The following is a 17,039-nucleotide window of genomic DNA, read 5'->3' as shown; positions in this document are numbered from 1 at the left end:
GCGTACCGTGTGCCGAGGACATCTCTGGCCTGGCCTGGCTAGAGGTGGCGCAGGCCAGCGAAGCGGGACGGAGGCAACGCGATGCGGCCAGTACGCTTCGTCGCCCTCTCCGAGGACGGCCAAGCCTTGGTGCTCGCCGACGAGGTGGGCCGGCTCCTCGCGCTCCCGCTCGACGAGCGGATCTCCACCGCGCTGCACGCCGAGCCGGGCGCCGGGCCGATCACGTTCGCGGTCGCCAGCGGCAGCGAGCCCGCCCCGTCGCTGTCCCCGCGCGACATCCAGGCCCGCATCCGCTCCGGTGAGTCGGCCGACGACGTGGCCCGCATCGCCGGCGTGCCGGTCGACCGCGTGTTGCGCTACGCCGGCCCGGTCCTCCAGGAGCGGGCGATGCTCGCCCAGCACGCCCGCCGCACCCGCCTGAAGTCGTCCGAAAAGGGCGCGCCGCTCGCCGAGGTCGTCGACAGCCGCCTCGCCCAGCACGGCATCGACTCCGAAAAAATCTCCTGGGACGCCTACCGGCGCGACGACGGCACCTGGCGGATCGTGGCCACCTGGCCCTCCGGCAAGGCCACGGCGCAGGCGATCTGGGAGCTCGACAAGACCCGCCAGATGGTTTCCCCACACGACGACATGGCGCAATACCTGTGCGCCGAGCGCCCGACCCAGATCCTCGGGCAGGAGCCGCCGGTCGAGCGCAGTGGCCACGGCCTGCCCGGCCCGTCCCGCGCCGAGCCCAGCCGCGGCGGCCACGGCCTGCCCGCCGCCGGCGACAAGTCGCGCACCCGCGACCCGATCCGCGCCGGCCGCGATGCGCTCCTCGCTTCGCTCGACCGCCCGGTCAGCTCCCCCGGTCGCGGCCTCGACCCGGCCGCCGCCCCGAGCGAGCCGGCCCGGCAACGCCCGGCCGTCTCCGGTGGCGCGGCCGCACTGCTCGGCGGCGGTCAGGGTTCGGCCTTCGACGACGACAGCGACCTCCCCAAGGAGGTGCCGGCGGTGCCGTCGCTGGCCGTGCTGCGCCCCCGGCGCACCACCGGCGCCGCTGCCGCCGCGAGCGAGTCCACCGAGCCCGGAGCCAAGCCGCGCAAGCGCCTGCCCAGTTGGGATGACGTGCTCTTCGGCACCGGCCCGGCCGCCCGCGAGACCTCCTGATCTTCGCCTGCCGCGTGGCAGGGTTGGGCGCATGGAGTACACCAACCTGGGCCGCACCGGCCTGTCGGTCAGCCGCCTCTGCCTCGGCACGATGAACTTCGGCCCGCACACCAGCGAGCCGGACAGCTTCACCGTGATGGACCAGGCGCTCGAGCACGGCATCAACTTCTTCGACACCGCCAACGTCTACGGCTGGAAGCTCGGCGAGGGCGTCACCGAGCAGATCATCGGCCGCTGGATCGCCCAAGGTGGCGGCCGGCGGGAGAAGGTGGTCCTGGCCACGAAGGTGTACAGCCGGATGGGCGACTGGCCCAACGAGCGCGGCCTCTCCGCCCGCCACATCATCCGCTCCGCCGAAGACTCGCTGCGCCGCCTCCAGACCGACTGGATCGACCTTCTCCAGATGCACCACATCTCCCGGGAGACGCCGTGGGAGGAGATCTGGCAGGCGATGCAGACGCTGGTAGACCAGGGCAAGGTGCTCTACGTCGGCTCGTCCAACTTCGCCGGCTGGCACCTCGCGCAGGCGCAGGAGACCGCGTCGGCACGGCACTTCCTGGGGCTCGTGTCCGAGCAGTGCCTCTACAACTTGCTCACCCGCCACGTCGAGCTGGAGGTGGTACCGGCCGCCCAGCGGTACGGGATCGGGATCATCCCGTGGTCACCGCTGCACGGCGGCCTGCTCGGCGGAGCGGTCCGCAAGCTGGCCGAGGGCGGCGCGGCGCGGGCCAAGAGCGGACGTGCCGCCGACACGCTGGCCGAGCACCGGTCGACGATCGAGGCGTTCGAAAAGCTGGCCGCCGACCTCGGCTACGACCCGGCCAACGTGGCGCTGGCCTGGCTGCTGTCCCGCCCCGGCGTCACCGCCCCGATCATCGGACCACGCACGGCCGACCAGCTCGACGCCTCGCTCGGCGCCCTCGACGTGGTGCTCTCCGACGACGTGCTCGCCCAGCTCGACGAGCTCTTCCCACCCATAGGCAGCGGCGGCCCCGCCCCGGAAGCCTGGGCCTGGTAACCCCGCCAGACGCGATCTCGAGACGTTTCGAGTCGAGGTGGCCCGGGCGCTGAGTTCCTATTAGGACAAAAGATTTGAGCTACCGCGACGTCCGTCGTGGTCCAGACCGCTGCTCCCGCGGCCTCGCCCGTCCGCCGCTGGTCGCGCTCACCCCGTTGGGCCGCCGCGACGGTCGCTGTTTGTCCACAATGTCTGTTCCCGGATCGGCGCTCTGGGAAAGCTGCGGGTTTTCGTCGCCGCGGGTAACCGCCGCGGCGGCGTGAGCGGCGCGAGATTCGAGATCTAGGAGAGTTAAGGCGCTATTTCAACCCTAAGTCTCCTAGATCTTGAAGTCCTGACCTCTGGGCTGGTTACGTTGCGTCAGGATGGTGCAGGTGGGGCCGTGTAGACCCGCTCGGGCTTGTCTCGCGGAGCTGGCAGTGGACGGCCGGGGGTTTCGGCGAGCGCTGCGAGCCGCCGGCCGGGAGCGGTGCCCGCGGGAGCATACGGTCCGCAGCTGACGCGGACATGGGCAGATCTGCCTTGAAGCAACGCACGACGAGCGGCGACCCTGACCCCGAAAGGTCTCTAGAACGGTTAAGAGCTGAAATCGCGCTCAAAGCGGCCAGGCGCCAAGCTGGTCGTAGGTGGGTTTGGGGCCGGGGTGGCTGCGCATCAGCACCACCTCGGCCACCGTCCACCGTGGACTCTCGTAGGCGTCGAGGGCGGCCCGGTCGGCTTCCACCGCGGACCGGTCGACGCGGTCGCCGGGGCGGGCCACGGTCAGGTGCGGCCGGAGCGGCTTGGGGTCGTAGGCGAGGCGGGCCCGCTTGAGCTCGCGCCGCACGCCGCGGCTCAGCCCGGCAAGCGCCGGCACGTCGCCGCCGACACCGACCCACAGGATGGTGAAGCGGCCGCGCCCGAACCGGCCACCGCCGCCCAGCCGCACCTCGAAGGGCGCGGCGAGGGCGGCGGCCCGCTCGACGGCGTTGGCCGCGTCGGTCGACCGGTCGTCGGGGACGTCTGCGAGGAACGCGAGCGTCACGTGCCAGTTGGCGCGCGAAGCGACTCGGGTGTTGACGCCCTCACGGAGGGCCTGGCTGACCCGCAGCTGCTCGACGTGGGCGGCGAAGTCGTCGGCCACGTGCTCCGGCGGGTAGACCGCGACGAAGAGCCGCAACGCCTCAATGATCCTGGTGGCGTGGCGCTGTCGAGCGCAGGTGTAGGCCGGCCGCCTCGAGCTCGCCCTCGACCCGGACCCGCTCGATCTCCAGGTCGACGCCGTCGAGCTGGCCGAGGTGCTCGCAGACGCCGAGGCAGCGGCTGGCCAGACGGAGCCGGTCGTCGTAGGCCAGCAGCACGGCGGCGTGCCAGACCTTGGAACGGGTGGCGATGCCGAGGCGCTGGTGGTCGAGGCGGCGCAGGTCTGCCGCTATCTGCTGGATGCTCGGCTGGTGCTGGTCGAGCTCGGCGAGCGAGATGCTCTGCTGGCTCAGCGTGCGGTCGAGGCGGTGCAGGTCGCGACGGTCGCGCTGGTCACGCACCCGACGCCGGACACGGCCCGCCGTGCCCTCCGCACAGATGAAAAGGGCCACCAGGCACGGCAGGCACACCAGCGCTATCAGCGCTAGTGCCAGCACAACCGCGTGCATGATGGCCACGATCCTTCACGCTAAGCCGAATCTTCGACTATTGCTACCGGTTTCAATTGACGGAAGGCGGACTCACTGTGTGGTGTCACGGAGCAGGTCGCGCAGGCCGTCGATCCGCTCCCGGTCGCCCTCCAGCCGGACCGTGTCGCCGCCGGCCCGACCCCACAGCCACAGCAGGACACTCTGCGGGTCGCCGGTGACCGAGGCTGCCGACCGACCGTCCGCCGGCCCGACCAGCACGCCCTCGGGGGCCGGCGTGACCGACCAGCGCGCGTCGCCGGCGGCGACCAGCACCGCGTGGCCGTCGCTCTGCGACAGCGCGGCGCCGAAGGCCTCCGGGGCGCCTGCCGTCTCGTACGCCAAGAAGAGGTGGAGCACCTCGTCGATGCCGTCGACCGCGAGATCGTCGGGGATCGGCGTGACCTCCAGGCGGAGGGCCAGCTCGGCGTCGACCCGGTGGATCACCGTCTCCTGCGCCATGCGGCGCACCCAGAACCCGACCGTCTGATCCGGCTCGAACCACGTGAAGGCCGGCGCGGACGGATCGCGACCCAACTCGTCGACGAGCGCGGCGTAGGCGCGGTCGAGGAGTGGCAGCGGATCCTCCTTTTCCAGGCTGGGTGGCGGCCAGTGGGACGGGCGCAGGCCGGTGCGGATGCACTCCACCTTGTGCAGGTAGACCTCACCCACGTGGCGGACCAGGTCGGCCACCGTCCAACCAGGACAGCTGGGCACATCCGCGTCGAGATCGCGGGCCGCCACCTCGCGGAGCCGCGCCTCGTCGTCGGCCAGGCAGCGCAGGAATCGCAACCGCTCCATGCCCGCCAGTCAAGCACGCGCCTACGACACTCCCGCGTGGATCACGTACAGCCGGGGCAGCGGGCGCAGCCGCAGCCGCAGCCGCCCGCCGGTGCGGCGCAGCTGCCAGGCCAGCGCGAGGAGCGCCGCGGCGATGGAGATCAGGCCGCCGGCCCAGATGCTCACGCCGGCGCCGAACTTCTCCGCCACCAGGCCGATGAGCGGCGCGCCGACCGGGTTGGTGCCCAGGAAGACCAGCACCCACAGCGCCATCACGCGACCGCGGTAGGCCGGGTCGACGCTGAGCTGGACACGCTGGTTGGAGGCCTGCGCGAAGTACACCATGAAGAACCCGGTGGGCACGAGCAGCACGGTCACCAGCCAGTACGCCGGGGCGAGGCCGACCAATGTGCCGAGCACGCTGAATGCGAAGGCGGCGCCGATCACCACGTACGCCGAGGGCCGCTCACGCCGGCCGCTGCCGGCCAGCGCCCCACCCAGGGCGCCCACCGCGAGCGCGGTGGTGAAGAGGCCGAAGGAGGCGGCGCCGGTGTTGAAGACGGTCTTGGCCAGCGCGGCGAGCGTGAGCTGGAAGTTGAACAGCACCATGCCGATCACCATGATCAGCGCCATCGGCATGACGAGGTCGGGCCGGCGGGCCACGTACCGCAGGCCGTCGGTCACCTTCGCCGCGTCGCGCTCGTCGATCGGCGGCAACTCCGGGCGGTGCAGCTCGTCAGCGTGCATCCGGGCCACCATGAGCAGCGGGGCGAGCGAGCTGACCGCGCTGATCATGAAGACCGGACCCACGTCGAACGCCGCGATCGCCACACCGGCCACCGCCGGTCCCACGATCCGCGCGGTGTTGAACGTGGCCGCGGAGAGCGAAAGCGCGTTGGGCAGCAGCCGGGTGCCGACCAGCTCGGAGACGAACGCCTGCCGCACCGGCGTCTCCACCGCGTTGGCGGTGCCGAGCAGGCCGGCGAAGACGAACACATGCCACAGCTGCACCGCGCCGCTCACCACGAGGACGCTCATGCCGAGGGACAGCACGCTCCACGCGCCGTTTCCGATGAGCAGGAGCAGGCGCTTGTCGTAGCGGTCGGCGAGGCGGCCGGAGAAGAGCGTAAGCAGCAGCACGGGCGTGAACTGGAGCGCCGTCACCACGCCCAGGGCGGTGGCGGAGTCGTCCGACAGTTCGAGGACCAGCCAGTCCTGGGCGATGAACATCATCCAGACGCCGATCAGCTTGATCAGCTGACCGGTCGCGAAGAGCCGGTAGTTGCGGACCGTCAAGGACTGGAATGTGGTGCTCAGCTTTGCCCGCACTTGAGAGTGCGCCTCCCTCACCGATGATGCGCGTCATCCACAGTGGACGAAGCGGCACCGATGGGGGCCGTCAGGCGCTGGCGAGCTTTCGCAGGATCTCGGCGGCTCGCCGTAGCGTGTCGCGTTCCTCCGGGCGCAGCTCGGCCAGGCGGCTGGCCAGCCACTCGTCACGGGCCCGCTCGAACTGGGCGAGCACCGCACGACCGGCCTCTGTCGCCGCCAGGATGACCTGCCGCCCGTCGGTCGGGTGGGGCGAGCGCTGCACGAGGCCACGCTCTTCCAGCTTCGCGATGATCTTCGTCATCGTCGGGGGCTGGACCCGCTCGACGTCGGCGAGCTCCCTGGGTGTCAGCGCACCGGCCAGCTCGAGGCTGGTCAATGCGTTGAGCTGGGTCGCCGTGAGGTCACCGACGGGCCGGGTCTGCCGGACCCGCCGGTTGAGCCTGGTGATCGCATCGCGCACCATCGGCGCGAGCTGCACAGCGGTAACTGGCACCGCCATCACCGTCCGCTCCGTCACGGTCGTTAGCCTAACTAATAAGCTAGGCTAACGACCACCGAATATGACTGCGATCACGTTCAGGGAACGCTCAGAAGAGCAGCGTCTCGACCGGGCCGCGTAGGAAGTACAGCACGAAGAGCCCGGCGACGGCATACAGCAGCGGGTGTACCTCGCGCGCCTTCCCCTTGACCAGCTTGATCAGCACGTAGGTGATCACGCCGGCCCCGATCCCGTTCGAGATCGAGTAGGTGAACGGCATCAGCACGATCGTCAGGAACGCCGGGATCGCGATCTCGTAGTCGGTCCAGTCGATCGTGCGTACCGCGGTGAGCATCAGGAAGCCGACGATCACCAGCGCCGCCGACGCCGCCTCGAACGGCACGAGCTCCACCAGCGGCGCGAGGAAGACCGCGACCAGGAAAAGCGCACCCGTGACAAGGTTGGCCACACCGGTCCGGGCACCCTCGGCGACACCCGCGGCGCTTTCGATGTACGAGGTGTTGCTCGACACGCTCGCCGCGCCACCCGCGGCGGCGGCCACCGAGTCGACAAGCAGGATCTCCCGGGTACGCGGCGGCTGGCCGTTGTCGTCGAGCAGGTTGCCCTCCTGGCCGACCGCCACCATCGTGCCCATCGTGTCGAAGAAGTCGGTGAGCAGCAGCGTGAAGACGAACATCAGCGCCACGAGCACGCCGGCCCGGTCCCACGCGCCCAGCACGTTGAACTCGCCCAGCAGCGACAGGTCGGGCGTGGCGTCCCAGGTGGACGGCCACTCGGGCACGTTGAGCGACCAGCCGTGCGGGTTGCCCTGCGGGCCGCCGGCCGGGCCGACGTCGGCGATCGCCTCCACGATGACGGCCAGCACCGTGGTGCCGAGGATGCCGATCAGGATCGCGCCCTTGACCCGGCGCACCACCAGCAGCAGCGTCGCCAGCAGGCCGATCACGAAGACCAGCGCCGGCCAGGTGACGATCACGCCGCCGATGCCGAGCCCGACCGGCGGGGTGCCGGCGTTGCCCTTGACGAAGCCGGCGTCCACGAAGCCGATCAGCGCCAGGAACAGGCCGATGCCGACACCGATGGCCGTCTTGAGCTGGGTAGGCACCGAGCGGAAGACGGCGGTACGCAGGCCGGTGAGCACCAGGATCGCGATGATCACACCCTCGATCACCACAAGGCCCATCGCGTCGGCCCAGGTCATCTCGGGCGCGATCTCGTACGCCACCAGCGCGTTGACACCCAGCCCGGCGGCCAGAGCCAGCGGGAAGCGGGCCACGACACCCATGAGGATCGTCATCACACCGGCCACAAGGGCGGTGGCGGCGGCCACGGCGGGGATGGCCAGCTTCGCACCGTCGCCGTCGGTCGCGCCGAAGAGGATCAGCGGGTTGAGGACGACGATGTACGCCATCGTGAAGAACGTGGCGAACCCACCTCGGATCTCGCGACCCAACGTGGAACCACGGGCGGATATCTCAAAGAACCGGTCGAAACGGTCCATGGAACCTCACCTATGATCATGAATACGGTTCCGCGCATCGTCCCAGATCAGGGGATACCGAAGAAGCACCTGCGAGTTACAAAGCCGTACCCTTGCCTCGTGTCTGATCAACACGAGCCACCACCCCGGGTGGAGCCGCTCGATCCACCGATGGTGCCCTTCGCCGTCGCCGGGATCGTGGGCTGGGCGGTGGCCGGTTTGGTGCTCCTGGTCTTCTTCCGCGGTTGGCTGGAAGACAACGGGCACACCGACTGGCTCTGGACCTGCCTGGCCGGCTTCCTGCTCGGATTTCTCGGCCTGGCCGTCATGCTGCGCCACGACCGAAACCGGCGGCGGCGCCGCGGCTCGTAACGCCTAGCCGTGCCCGTACGGCTCCGCGGGCTCACCAACCTCGACGGAGCCGGGTGCGCGGCTCACCGCGACCGCCTCGACCTCGCTGTCGTCGTACACCGTGGGCAGCTCGTCGACCGGCGGCTCGGCCACGCGCGTCGCCTCCGAGTGCGCGCCGCAGCCGTGGTCGGCGCTGACCGCGCGGCCGTCGTCAGGCGCGTACAGGTTTCCGCACACACCGAACGCCTGCCGCAGCGACCCGGCCAGCGGGAGGTAGAAGCCGCACGAGCCGCACCGCGCGGTGCGGGGAGCGGCGGTCGAGATGGGCGCCTCGGGGCCGTGCTCGCCGTCGTACCACCGCTGGGCGGTCTCCATCCGCCCCTCCATCGACATCACCCGGGAACGGCCGAGGCCGAGCTCCCAGGAGACCTCCTCGACGGCCGGGTCGTCGGAAAGCATGTATCCGGGCGCGAGGCGGTCATCGTCGGGCGGCGTGGGCAGCAGGTCGCCGACGCCCAGATCGCCAGGCTTGAGCCGCTCCTCCCACGGCACCCAGCCAGGCGCGAGCAGCGCGTCCGGCCCGGGAAGCAGCACGGTCTCGCAGACCGTGACGTGCTTGGTGCGTGGCACCCGGGTGACCGTCACGGCCCACCGCCAGCCGCGGTAGCCGGCCAAGTGGCACTCGAAGAAGTGGGTGACCACGCGATCGGCCTCGGCCACCGCGTCGAGATGCTCGCCCACGTCTGCGGCGTCGACCTCGGTGATGGCGGAACGGGCCAGATCGACCGCGTCAGCGCAGACCTGGTCGAGACGAGCGGCACGAACGGCGGTGGTCCTGGTCACGCCGGCTATTGTGCCATGCGCCAAAATGGGGGGATGCCGCTGTTGCCATCGCTCGGCCGAGCCGTCGGCTCGATGATCCGGTGGACGCGGCTCTTCGGCCGTAGTTCCGTCCGCGGCGGCCGGTGGGCGGGTCGCAAGGTCGGCGCCGTCCGCACCAAGGGCGCCGGCGGCGAGGTTGGCATGACCCGCCTGCTCGACCTGCACGCCGCGTCGTACGCCGGCGACATCCTCATCGCGATCGGCCTGGCCGGCACCATCTTCTTCAGCGCGTCGATCGGCGAGGCACGCAGCGGCGTCGCCGTCTACCTGCTGGTCACGATGATCCCGTTCGCGGTGCTCGCCCCGGTGGCCGGCCCGCTGCTCGACCACTTCCGCCATGGCCGGCGATACGCGCTGGCCGCCACCATGCTCGGTCGCGCGTTCCTGGCCTGGATGATGTCCGACTACATCCACGGCCTCGCGCTCTACCCGGCGGCGTTCGGCGTGCTGGCGCTCTCCCGGGCATACGGCGTGGCCCGCTCGGCCGCCGTGCCCCGGCTGCTGCCCGAGGGCATGGGCCTGTCCCAGGCGGCCGCCCGGGCCGGCGTGTACGGCATGATCGCCGGCGCCGCCGTGACCCCGATCGGGCTCGCCGCCTTCAAGTTCGGCCCGCAGTGGCCGCTGCGCGTCGCCTCGATCATCTTCCTGGTGGGCATGGTCGTCGCCCTGCGCCTGCCACCCAAGGCCGACTCCGACCCACCGGAGACGCTCCCCCGCCCGTTCGCCGCGATGGGCCTGCGCCGCGGCGACCGCGCACTCACCGGCCGGCTGGTCATCGCCACGCTCGTCAGCAGCGCCGCGCTCCGCGGGCTCTACGGCTTCCTGTTGCTCTTCCTCGCGTTCGCCATCAAGTCCGGCAACCTCACGACCGAGTTCCTCGGCCGCGACCTGGGAGACGAGCTCGCGCTGGGCCTGGCCGGCGGCGCGCTCGGCGTGGGCGGCTTCCTCGCCACCGCCATCGGCACCCGCATGCGCATCCACCGTCCCGCCGCCCTCCAGTCCAGCGGGCTCGTGATCGTGGCCGGCGTGGCGGTGCTCACCACGCTGAAGTTCTCGCTCGCCATGGTGGCATTGCTGTGCCTGGTGACAGCGTTCATGAGCGGCATCTCCAAGCTCGCCGTCGACGCGTCCATACAGGAGCGGATCGGCGAACGCCTGCGGGCCAGCGCGTTCGCCCACTCCGAGACCGTGCTCATGCTCGCCTGGGTGGCCGGCGGCGCGCTGGGCCTCATCCCGTTCCACGGCCGCCTGGGCATCGGAGTGGCCGCCGTCGTCGCGGTCCTCGCCGCCGCCCGCGCGGTGGTGGTCGCCGGCACGCTCCGCAAGGACCGGCTCAACGGCCGGGCAGACCCGGACGCCGACTCGCCGCCGCCCTCCGCACCGCCGCCCACCAAGCCAACGTCACGCCGGCGCCGCAAGGCAGCGCCACCGCCGCCCGAGCCGGAGCCGGAGCCGACGCTAGATCGCGGACCGGCCGCGGAAACTGAGCAGGAGAAGGAAAAGGACACCGTCCCGCCGCCTGGCTTCCATGTGTACCGCCCGTCGTCCGGCCCGCCCACATGACGCTGCTGGTCGTGACCGCCGTCGAGGCGGAGGCCCAGGCGGTCCGTGCGGGAGCCAGCGAAGTGACCGTCGCCGCGGTAGGCGTGGGCGCCGCGGCGGCCGCCGCCGGCACCGCCCGCCTGCTCGCCCTGGCCGAGGCAGCCGGCAGCCCGTACACAGCCGTGGTCGTGGCCGGCATCGGCGGTGGCTTCGCCGGCCGCGCCCCGGTCGGCGCCACCGTCCTCGCTACCCGCAGCATCGCCGCCGACCTCGGCGCGGACTCCCCGGAAGGCTTCATCCCGCTGGACGACCTGGGCTTCGGCACCGCGATCGCGCCGGCCGACCCGATGCTGCTGGCCCGCCTGCACGCCGCGCTCCCCGACGCGATCACCGGCGACATCCTCACCGTCAACACCGTGACCGGCACAGCCGAGACCACCGAAACCCTCACCCGCCGCTTCCCGGCCGCGGTGGCCGAGGCCATGGAGGGGTACGGCGCCGCCCGCGCCGCCACCGACGCCGGCCTCCCCTTCGCCGAGCTACGCACCATCTCCAACCCGATCGGCCCCCGCGACCGCGGCGCCTGGCGCATCCCCGACGCCCTCGCCGCGCTGGCCAAAGCCGCCCACGCGCTGACCGCCTGACCACGCGGCGCTCCTGGGCGGTTGGGGCGGCCCTCGCCCCGTCGCGGCGCCGTCAGCTTTGTGCGCCGCCCTCGGCCCGTCCTGACGCCGTCGACCGGCGCGCGCCCAGGACAAGGGCGACCGGCCGCCAAGAGTCCTCGTGAAACCCACACCGCCGCAGGAACGCCGCCGGCAGCCCCGCCCCGACCACCGCCCGCGCGAGTTCAACGCCCGACCGCTCCACCTCCGCCGCGAACTCTCCGACCAGCCGCCGTCCGATCCCCAGACCGCGCACCCCTCGGGCCACCACCACGCCGTCGAGAAAGACCTCACGCCGCCCCGGCGTGTCCTCGGGATGCCCGGCCCGCACCAGGGCTCGCAACTCCCCGACCACGACGCCGTCGCCAGCCTCCGCGACCCAGCGCCAGACCTCGCCCACGCCGGCGCCGCCATCCCCCACTCGCCGCACGCGAAGGCTCCGCCGCACCCACTCCCGCCACCGCCGTCGCTCCCGCCGCCCACGGCTCAAGTCGTAGGTGTACTCCGGCGGCTGCAACGGCCAGGTCTCCCGCGGCAACCGGTGCCAGTGCGCCCACCACGCTCCCGCCCAGTCCGTCAGCTCCTCGACAGGCCGCACATCGAGGTGGGCTGGATAGTGCCGCTCCGCCCGATCACGCAGCTCCTCGCCCGGCACCGGCCCGCTCCCATCGCTGACGGCAAGCTCACCCCCGGCCGCCCGCAGGAGCCGTTCCACGGTCCGGAACCGCGGATCGAGGGCGGCTCCGGACTCGATGCGCCCCACTGTGCTTTTGGGCACGCCGGCCACCTCCGCCAGCTGCCGCTGACTGAGATCCGCCCGCCGCCGCAAGGCACGAAGAGTCTCACCCAGCTCGATGCCGCCCGTTTCCACCATGTCGGCAGCCTGCCTACTCACCACCCATGCTTCAATCCCTGCCTCATTCCTGTGGATAACTCGGCGCTGAAGCAACCTGGGGGCCTCCGCGTGCGGGGAGCTGTCGACCTGCCCCGCTTGTGCGCCCACGAGATACCTTCCGGGGTTGGGTACGCCGCGCCGCCTCCAGGCCGCGGACCCCCCACTGCCAGGCACACACCAGGGGGAACACCCCGAGTCCGACGGTCTCCAGACGCGGGCGCGCGTGCCCCGTCTGTGCGAGCAGCTCGACAGCTCTTCGCACAGCACCCCTGGCCTCGGCGGCTCTAGGATCCGTCGGGTGGTGCTGTCGGCGAGGTTGCAACTGACCAAGGCGGTGCACCGGGCCGGAGAGCTGCTGGCCGGGATAGCGTGAAGCTGTGGCGCTCTCACTTGCGATCTCGCCGTGTCCCAACGACACGTTCGTCTTCCATGCGCTCGTGCACGGGCTGGTGCCGGGGGCGCCAGCGTTCGACGTGACGTACGCGGACGTGGACGTGACCAACACCGCCGCCGAGAAGGGGGCGTTCGACCTGGTCAAGGTGAGCTATGCGGCGCTGCCCTGGCTGCTGGACGACTACCACCTGCTGCCCTGCGGCGGGGCGCTCGGGCGTGGGTGCGGGCCGCTCGTGCTCACCAAGGAGCCGCGGGAGGACCTGACCGGGGCGACCATCGCGGTGCCGGGCGAGCGGACCACCGCGTACCTGCTGATGCGCCAGTGGGCTGCCGAGCGGCCGCCGGCGAAGGTGGAGATCGTGCCGTTCGACCAGATCATGCCGGGCGTCGCGGCGGGTCGCTTCGACGCGGGGTTGGTCATCCACGAGGCGCGCTTCACGTACCAGCGCTACGGCCTCACCGCGCTCGCCGACCTGGGCGAGTGGTGGGAAGGGGAGACCGGGCTGCCGATCCCCCTCGGGGCGATCCTGGCCCGCCGCGGCGCGGTCGACCCGCAGGCCGCGGCGGACTGGGTGCGGGCGTCGGTCCGCTACGCGTGGGCGCATCCCGAGGCGAGCCGCGACTATGTGCTGGCGCACGCCCAGGAGATGGAGCCGGACGTGGTCGACCAGCACATCGCGCTCTACGTCAACGGGTTCACCGAGGACCTCGGCGGCGAGGGGCACAAGGCCGTCGAGGCCTTGCTCAGATCTCCAGCTCTTTAGCCACCGCGTGCACGACCTGGGCGACCATCTGGGACGTCTTCTTGTCCGGGAAGCGGCCGCGCCGCAGGTCGGGCATGACCTTCGCCTCGAGCACCTTGATCATGTCTTCGATGAGGCCGTGCAGCTCCTCGGCCGGGCGGCGGCGCAGCTCGGTGACCGACGGCGGCGCCTCCAGCAGCGTCACGCCCATCGCCTGCGCGCCCTTGCGGCTGTCGACGACCCCGAACTCGATCCGCTGGCCGCTCTTGAGGTCGGTGACGCCCCCCGGCAGCGCGTTTTTGGGCAGGAAGACATCGCCACCCTCGTCACTGGTGACGAACCCGTAGCCCTTCTGCGCGTCGTACCACTTCACTCGACCCGTAGGCACCGCTGACCTCAACTCCGTTTGCGGGATTGCTGGTTGTCACAAGGCTAACCGGAGCAACCCCGTCAGCGCGCCTCGGAATCCATTCAGGTCACCCAGGACCTCGCTGGCGCCAGCCGCCCGGAGCTCGTCGGCGGAGCAGGGGCCGGTGGTGACACCGACGCCGGGGATGGCGGCGGTGCGTGCGGCGACCATGTCGGCCACGTGGTCGCCCACGTACAGCAGCACGCCGTACTCGGTCAACGCGGTGGCCTTGCCCTCGGCGAACAGATCGCCGGCCACCTCGTCGACCGGCAGGCCGAGGTGGTCGAGGTGGAGCCGGGCCAGCCGGCCGAGCTTCGACGTGACGACCACCACCTTGCCGCCGAGCGCGCGCACGGTCTCGACCGCCTCCGCGGCGCCGGGCAGCAGCATCGACGGAGTGATCGCGTACTCCGGGTAGAGCGCGCGGTATCCGTCGACGGCCTCCTCCAACTGCTCGGGCGGAAACCAGCGCCGCAGCTCATGGCGAAGCGGCGGGCCGAGGCGGGCCACCGCGGCCTCGGCGTCCACGTAGACGCCGGTGCGGGCGGACAGCTCGCGGAAGGCGGCGGCGATGCCGGGGCGGGAGTCGACGAGGGTCATGTCAAGGTCGAACCCGACAACCAGCGATTCAGCCACGCCGGTGCTCCTCCCCCAGACCGTTTCCTCGATCATCCTGACACGTGAGCGAGCTTGCGAGCGAACCATCGGGCGCAGGGACTGACCCACAACGCTGGCGGCGCCAACAGACGGCCTCAGCTAGCTTTGGATGACGATGGCCACCACACTCGCCGAACAGCTGCGGTCGCTGCCGGACCGCGCGCTGGCCGCGCTGCTCCAGCTGCGGCCAGACCTGGTCATGCCCGTGCCGTCCGACCTCTCGGCGCTGGCGGTGCGGGCCCAGTCCCGGGTATCGGTGGCGCGCGCCCTCGACGGGCTCGACCAGTTCACGCTCCAGGTGCTCGACGCGGTGCGCCTGACCCGCGACCCGGACGACGGCACCACCTCGGTCGACGCGGTGCTCGCGATGGCCAAGGGTGAGACCGCCGGTGTGCGGGAGGCGCTCGGCCGGCTGCGGGCGCTGCTGCTCGTACCCGGTCCGGACGAGGCCCTGCATGTGGTCGGCGGCGTCGACGAGGTCTCCTCGCCGTACCCGGCCGGGCTGGGACGACCCGCCGCGGAGCTGGACCCGGCCGCGGCGGCCCTGTGCGCGGACCCGGCCCGGCTGCGGCGGACGCTGCTGGCCGCGCCGCCGCCGGCGCGCGCGGTACTCGACCGCCTGGCGGACGGTCCACCGGTGGGCACCTTGACCAACGGCACCGCGGCGGCGGACTCGCCGGTCCGGTGGCTGCTCGACAACGGGCTGCTGGTGCGGATCTCCGGCGAGGCGATGGAGCTTCCCCGCGAGATCGGCCTGCTGTTGCGCCGCGACGCCGGCCCGCTCGGCCCGTTGCGGGTGCGGCCGCCGGCCATCCAAAGCGCCGCCCGCGACCTCAAGAGCGTCGACTCCGCGGGGGCGGGGCAGGCCATGGAGGTGGTACGCCAGGCCGAAGCGCTGCTTGCCGCGCTCGACGCCGAGCCGGCCACGATGCTCCGCTCGGGCGGGCTGGGCGTGCGCGACCTGCGCCGGCTGGCCAAGGCGACCGCGCTGGACGAGCCGGTGGCCGCGCTGCTGCTGGAGGTGGCGTACGCGGCCGGGCTGGCCGGCGAGGCGGACGCGCCCGGTGCGCGGGTGGGCGCGGAGCTTGTCTTCCTGCCTACGGCGGCGTACGACACTTGGCGCGCCATCCCGCTGGCCCGGCGCTGGGAGCGGCTGGCCACGGCATGGCTGGCGATGACCCGGCAGGCCGGCCTGGTCGGGCAGCGCGACGAGCGGGACCGGCCGATCAACGCCCTCGCCGGCGAGGCGGAACGCGCCGGTGCGCCGGCCGCCCGCCGGGGCGTGCTCGAAGTGCTCGCCGGGCTCGAACCCGGCACCGCGCCGACCGCCGCGGAGGTGCTCGCGCTGCTGGCCTGGCGGGCGCCGCGCCGGGCGAAGGGGCGTGAGGCGATCCACCGCGAGGTGCTCAGCGACGCGGCGCTGCTCGGGGTGACCGGGATGGGCGCGCTCACGTCGTACGGGCGGATGCTCGCCACCCGCGACGAGGCCGAAGACGACGACCCGCTGGGCGTACGGGCGGACGACGAGCCGGATGTGGCGGGTGCGCTCGACGGCCTCCTGCCCGCCCCGGTCGACCACCTGCTCGTGCAGGCCGACCTGACCGTCGTCGTGCCCGGCCCGCCGGAGCCGGCGCTCGCCGCCGAGCTGGAGCTGCTGGCCGAGCAGGAGTCGGCCGGCGGGGCGAGCGTGCACCGGGTGACCGAGGCGAGCGTGCGGCGCGCGCTCGACGCCGGCTACACCGCCGACGACCTGCACTCGCTTTTTCGCCGCCGCTCCCGCACCCCGGTGCCGCAGGGGCTGACCTACCTCGTCGACGACGTGGCCCGCAAGCACGGTGGGCTGCGTGCGGGCGGCGCCGGGGCGTACGTGCGCAGCGACGACGAGGCGTTGCTGGTGCAGCTGCTGGCCGACAAGCGGCTGGCCGCGCTGACCCTGCGGCGGCTGGCCCCGACCGTGCTGGTCACGCCGTACCAGATTGGCCGCCTGCTCGCCGCGCTGCGCGAGGCCGGCTACCCGCCGGTGCACGAGGACGCCAGCGGTGCGGCGGTGCTCAGCCGCTCGAAGTCGCGCCGGGCGCCGGTGCGCACCGCGGTCGGGTTGCGCACCGACCCGATCGGGCCGCCACCGCTCACCCCGCCGCGGCTGGCCGGCATCGTCGAGCAGATCCGGCGGGGTGACGCGGCCGCCCGCGCCGCCCGCCGCGCGCCGGTCACCGTCCGCGCCGCCAACGGGCACGGCGTCGAGGGGCTCACCGCGGTACAGGCGCACAGCCAGGCGCTCGCCGTGCTACAGCAGGCGGTACGTGACAAGGTGCTGGTCTGGGTGGGGTACGTCGACGCGCACGGCGCCACCGCGTCCCGGCTGGTGCGGCCGGTGTCGATCGGGGGCGGCTACCTGCGGGCGGAGGACGAGCGCACGGAGATGCTGCACACCTTCGCGCTGCACCGGATCACCGCCGCGGTCCTCGACGACTGACCGTTGCCCAGCCGCCTTACGGCCATATCGCCGGATACATCCCCCACATATTAGTTCTTGTAAATTTCTAGATGTGATGGAAACGTTCTTCACATCTCGGCATCAAAACGGTCGAGATCATC

General features: G+C 72.1%; 16 protein-coding genes and 1 pseudogene. 7 read left to right on the top strand and 10 right to left on the bottom strand.

All coding sequences use genetic code 11. The features are described 5' to 3' along the window. The first annotated feature begins 81 nt into the window (after positions 1-81). Together sepH and ACTMTJ_RS00410 are read left to right on the top strand one after the other, a co-directional pair. The gene (gene sepH / locus ACTMTJ_RS00415; RefSeq protein WP_441213948.1) at positions 82-1,149 is read left to right on the top strand and encodes a septation protein SepH; all 1,068 of its coding nucleotides are present in this window, start codon (positions 82-84) and stop codon (positions 1,147-1,149) included. 31 nt (positions 1,150-1,180) lie between these two features. Continuing rightward, positions 1,181-2,167 (top strand): aldo/keto reductase, encoded by a 987-nt coding sequence (locus ACTMTJ_RS00410; protein WP_441213947.1) that lies wholly within the window; start codon positions 1,181-1,183, stop codon positions 2,165-2,167. A 595-nt stretch (positions 2,168-2,762) separates the two neighbouring features. Here ACTMTJ_RS00410 and thpR read toward each other — a convergent pair. From thpR to ACTMTJ_RS00380, 6 genes are all read right to left on the bottom strand, one after another. Beyond that, positions 2,763-3,326 (bottom strand): RNA 2',3'-cyclic phosphodiesterase, encoded by a 564-nt coding sequence (gene thpR, locus ACTMTJ_RS00405; protein WP_441213946.1) that lies wholly within the window; start codon positions 3,324-3,326, stop codon positions 2,763-2,765. A 4-nt stretch (positions 3,327-3,330) separates the two neighbouring features. Beyond that, positions 3,331-3,798, bottom strand: coding sequence for a hypothetical protein (locus tag ACTMTJ_RS00400; RefSeq protein WP_441214471.1), 468 nt, complete (start codon positions 3,796-3,798; stop codon positions 3,331-3,333). Positions 3,799-3,870: 72 nt separating this feature from the next. Then, positions 3,871-4,617, bottom strand: coding sequence for a maleylpyruvate isomerase family mycothiol-dependent enzyme (locus tag ACTMTJ_RS00395; RefSeq protein WP_441213945.1), 747 nt, complete (start codon positions 4,615-4,617; stop codon positions 3,871-3,873). 21 nt (positions 4,618-4,638) lie between these two features. Continuing rightward, on the bottom strand, positions 4,639-5,925 hold the full coding sequence (locus tag ACTMTJ_RS00390) for an MFS transporter (protein WP_441213944.1): 1,287 nt from the start codon (positions 5,923-5,925) through the stop codon (positions 4,639-4,641). A gap of 70 nt (positions 5,926-5,995) precedes the next feature. Then, the gene (locus ACTMTJ_RS00385; protein ID WP_441213943.1) at positions 5,996-6,445 is read right to left on the bottom strand and encodes a MarR family transcriptional regulator; all 450 of its coding nucleotides are present in this window, start codon (positions 6,443-6,445) and stop codon (positions 5,996-5,998) included. Positions 6,446-6,515: 70 nt separating this feature from the next. Beyond that, on the bottom strand, positions 6,516-7,928 hold the full coding sequence (locus tag ACTMTJ_RS00380; protein ID WP_441213942.1) for an NCS2 family permease: 1,413 nt from the start codon (positions 7,926-7,928) through the stop codon (positions 6,516-6,518). A 150-nt stretch (positions 7,929-8,078) separates the two neighbouring features. On the opposite strand from ACTMTJ_RS00380, the gene ACTMTJ_RS00375 reads away from it, so the two are divergent. Continuing rightward, positions 8,079-8,279: a DUF2530 domain-containing protein gene (locus ACTMTJ_RS00375; RefSeq protein ID WP_441214470.1), complete on the top strand. Its 201-nt coding sequence runs from the start codon at positions 8,079-8,081 to the stop codon at positions 8,277-8,279. A 3-nt stretch (positions 8,280-8,282) separates the two neighbouring features. Here ACTMTJ_RS00375 and ACTMTJ_RS00370 read toward each other — a convergent pair whose 3' ends face one another. Further along, positions 8,283-9,125, bottom strand: coding sequence for a DUF3027 domain-containing protein (locus ACTMTJ_RS00370; protein WP_441213941.1), 843 nt, complete (start codon positions 9,123-9,125; stop codon positions 8,283-8,285). Between the two features lie 9 nt (positions 9,126-9,134). Between ACTMTJ_RS00370 and ACTMTJ_RS00365 the strand changes: the two genes are divergently transcribed. Next, positions 9,135-10,703 (top strand): MFS transporter, encoded by a 1,569-nt coding sequence (locus ACTMTJ_RS00365; protein WP_441213940.1) that lies wholly within the window; start codon positions 9,135-9,137, stop codon positions 10,701-10,703. Next, positions 10,700-11,326, top strand: a complete 627-nt coding sequence (locus ACTMTJ_RS00360; protein ID WP_441213939.1) for a futalosine hydrolase — start codon at positions 10,700-10,702, stop codon at positions 11,324-11,326. The genes ACTMTJ_RS00365 and ACTMTJ_RS00360 overlap by 4 nt, the downstream gene beginning before the upstream one ends. A gap of 52 nt (positions 11,327-11,378) precedes the next feature. On the opposite strand, the gene ACTMTJ_RS00355 is transcribed toward ACTMTJ_RS00360, so the two are convergent. Beyond that, on the bottom strand, positions 11,379-12,239 hold the full coding sequence (locus tag ACTMTJ_RS00355; RefSeq protein ID WP_441213938.1) for a GNAT family N-acetyltransferase: 861 nt from the start codon (positions 12,237-12,239) through the stop codon (positions 11,379-11,381). Between the two features lie 377 nt (positions 12,240-12,616). Here ACTMTJ_RS00355 and ACTMTJ_RS00350 point away from each other — a divergent pair. After that, a pseudogene (locus ACTMTJ_RS00350) lies at positions 12,617-13,378 on the top strand (1,4-dihydroxy-6-naphthoate synthase); the annotation flags it as partial. Here ACTMTJ_RS00350 and ACTMTJ_RS00345 read toward each other — a convergent pair. Next, positions 13,377-13,763, bottom strand: coding sequence for a cold-shock protein (locus tag ACTMTJ_RS00345; RefSeq protein WP_441213937.1), 387 nt, complete (start codon positions 13,761-13,763; stop codon positions 13,377-13,379). The pseudogene ACTMTJ_RS00350 and the gene ACTMTJ_RS00345 overlap by 2 nt on opposite strands. A gap of 36 nt (positions 13,764-13,799) precedes the next feature. Next, the gene (locus ACTMTJ_RS00340) at positions 13,800-14,384 is read right to left on the bottom strand and encodes an HAD family hydrolase (protein WP_441214469.1); all 585 of its coding nucleotides are present in this window, start codon (positions 14,382-14,384) and stop codon (positions 13,800-13,802) included. A gap of 172 nt (positions 14,385-14,556) precedes the next feature. Between ACTMTJ_RS00340 and ACTMTJ_RS00335 the strand changes: the two genes are divergently transcribed. After that, complete coding sequence (locus ACTMTJ_RS00335; protein ID WP_441213936.1) at positions 14,557-16,917, top strand: helicase-associated domain-containing protein; 2,361 nt, start codon at positions 14,557-14,559, stop codon at positions 16,915-16,917. Positions 16,918-17,039 lie beyond the last annotated feature (122 nt).

Source organism: Phytohabitans sp. LJ34 (assembly GCF_052068095.1).
Lineage (GTDB): Bacteria > Actinomycetota > Actinomycetes > Mycobacteriales > Micromonosporaceae > Phytohabitans.
Note: the sequence above shows the minus strand (reverse complement) of the source record. Positions and strands in the feature narration are given on the sequence as shown.

Coding starts and splice junctions, on each gene's coding strand:
- sepH (WP_441213948.1), top strand. CDS start 82: ATGCGGCCAGTACGCTTCGTCGCCCTCTCCGAGGACGGCCAAGCCTTG.
- ACTMTJ_RS00410 (WP_441213947.1), top strand. CDS start 1,181: ATGGAGTACACCAACCTGGGCCGCACCGGCCTGTCGGTCAGCCGCCTC.
- ACTMTJ_RS00400 (WP_441214471.1), bottom strand. CDS start 3,798: ATGCACGCGGTTGTGCTGGCACTAGCGCTGATAGCGCTGGTGTGCCTG.
- ACTMTJ_RS00395 (WP_441213945.1), bottom strand. CDS start 4,617: ATGGAGCGGTTGCGATTCCTGCGCTGCCTGGCCGACGACGAGGCGCGG.
- ACTMTJ_RS00380 (WP_441213942.1), bottom strand. CDS start 7,928: ATGGACCGTTTCGACCGGTTCTTTGAGATATCCGCCCGTGGTTCCACG.
- ACTMTJ_RS00375 (WP_441214470.1), top strand. CDS start 8,079: ATGGTGCCCTTCGCCGTCGCCGGGATCGTGGGCTGGGCGGTGGCCGGT.
- ACTMTJ_RS00365 (WP_441213940.1), top strand. CDS start 9,135: ATGCCGCTGTTGCCATCGCTCGGCCGAGCCGTCGGCTCGATGATCCGG.
- ACTMTJ_RS00360 (WP_441213939.1), top strand. CDS start 10,700: ATGACGCTGCTGGTCGTGACCGCCGTCGAGGCGGAGGCCCAGGCGGTC.
- ACTMTJ_RS00340 (WP_441214469.1), bottom strand. CDS start 14,384: ATGACCCTCGTCGACTCCCGCCCCGGCATCGCCGCCGCCTTCCGCGAG.
- ACTMTJ_RS00335 (WP_441213936.1), top strand. CDS start 14,557: ATGGCCACCACACTCGCCGAACAGCTGCGGTCGCTGCCGGACCGCGCG.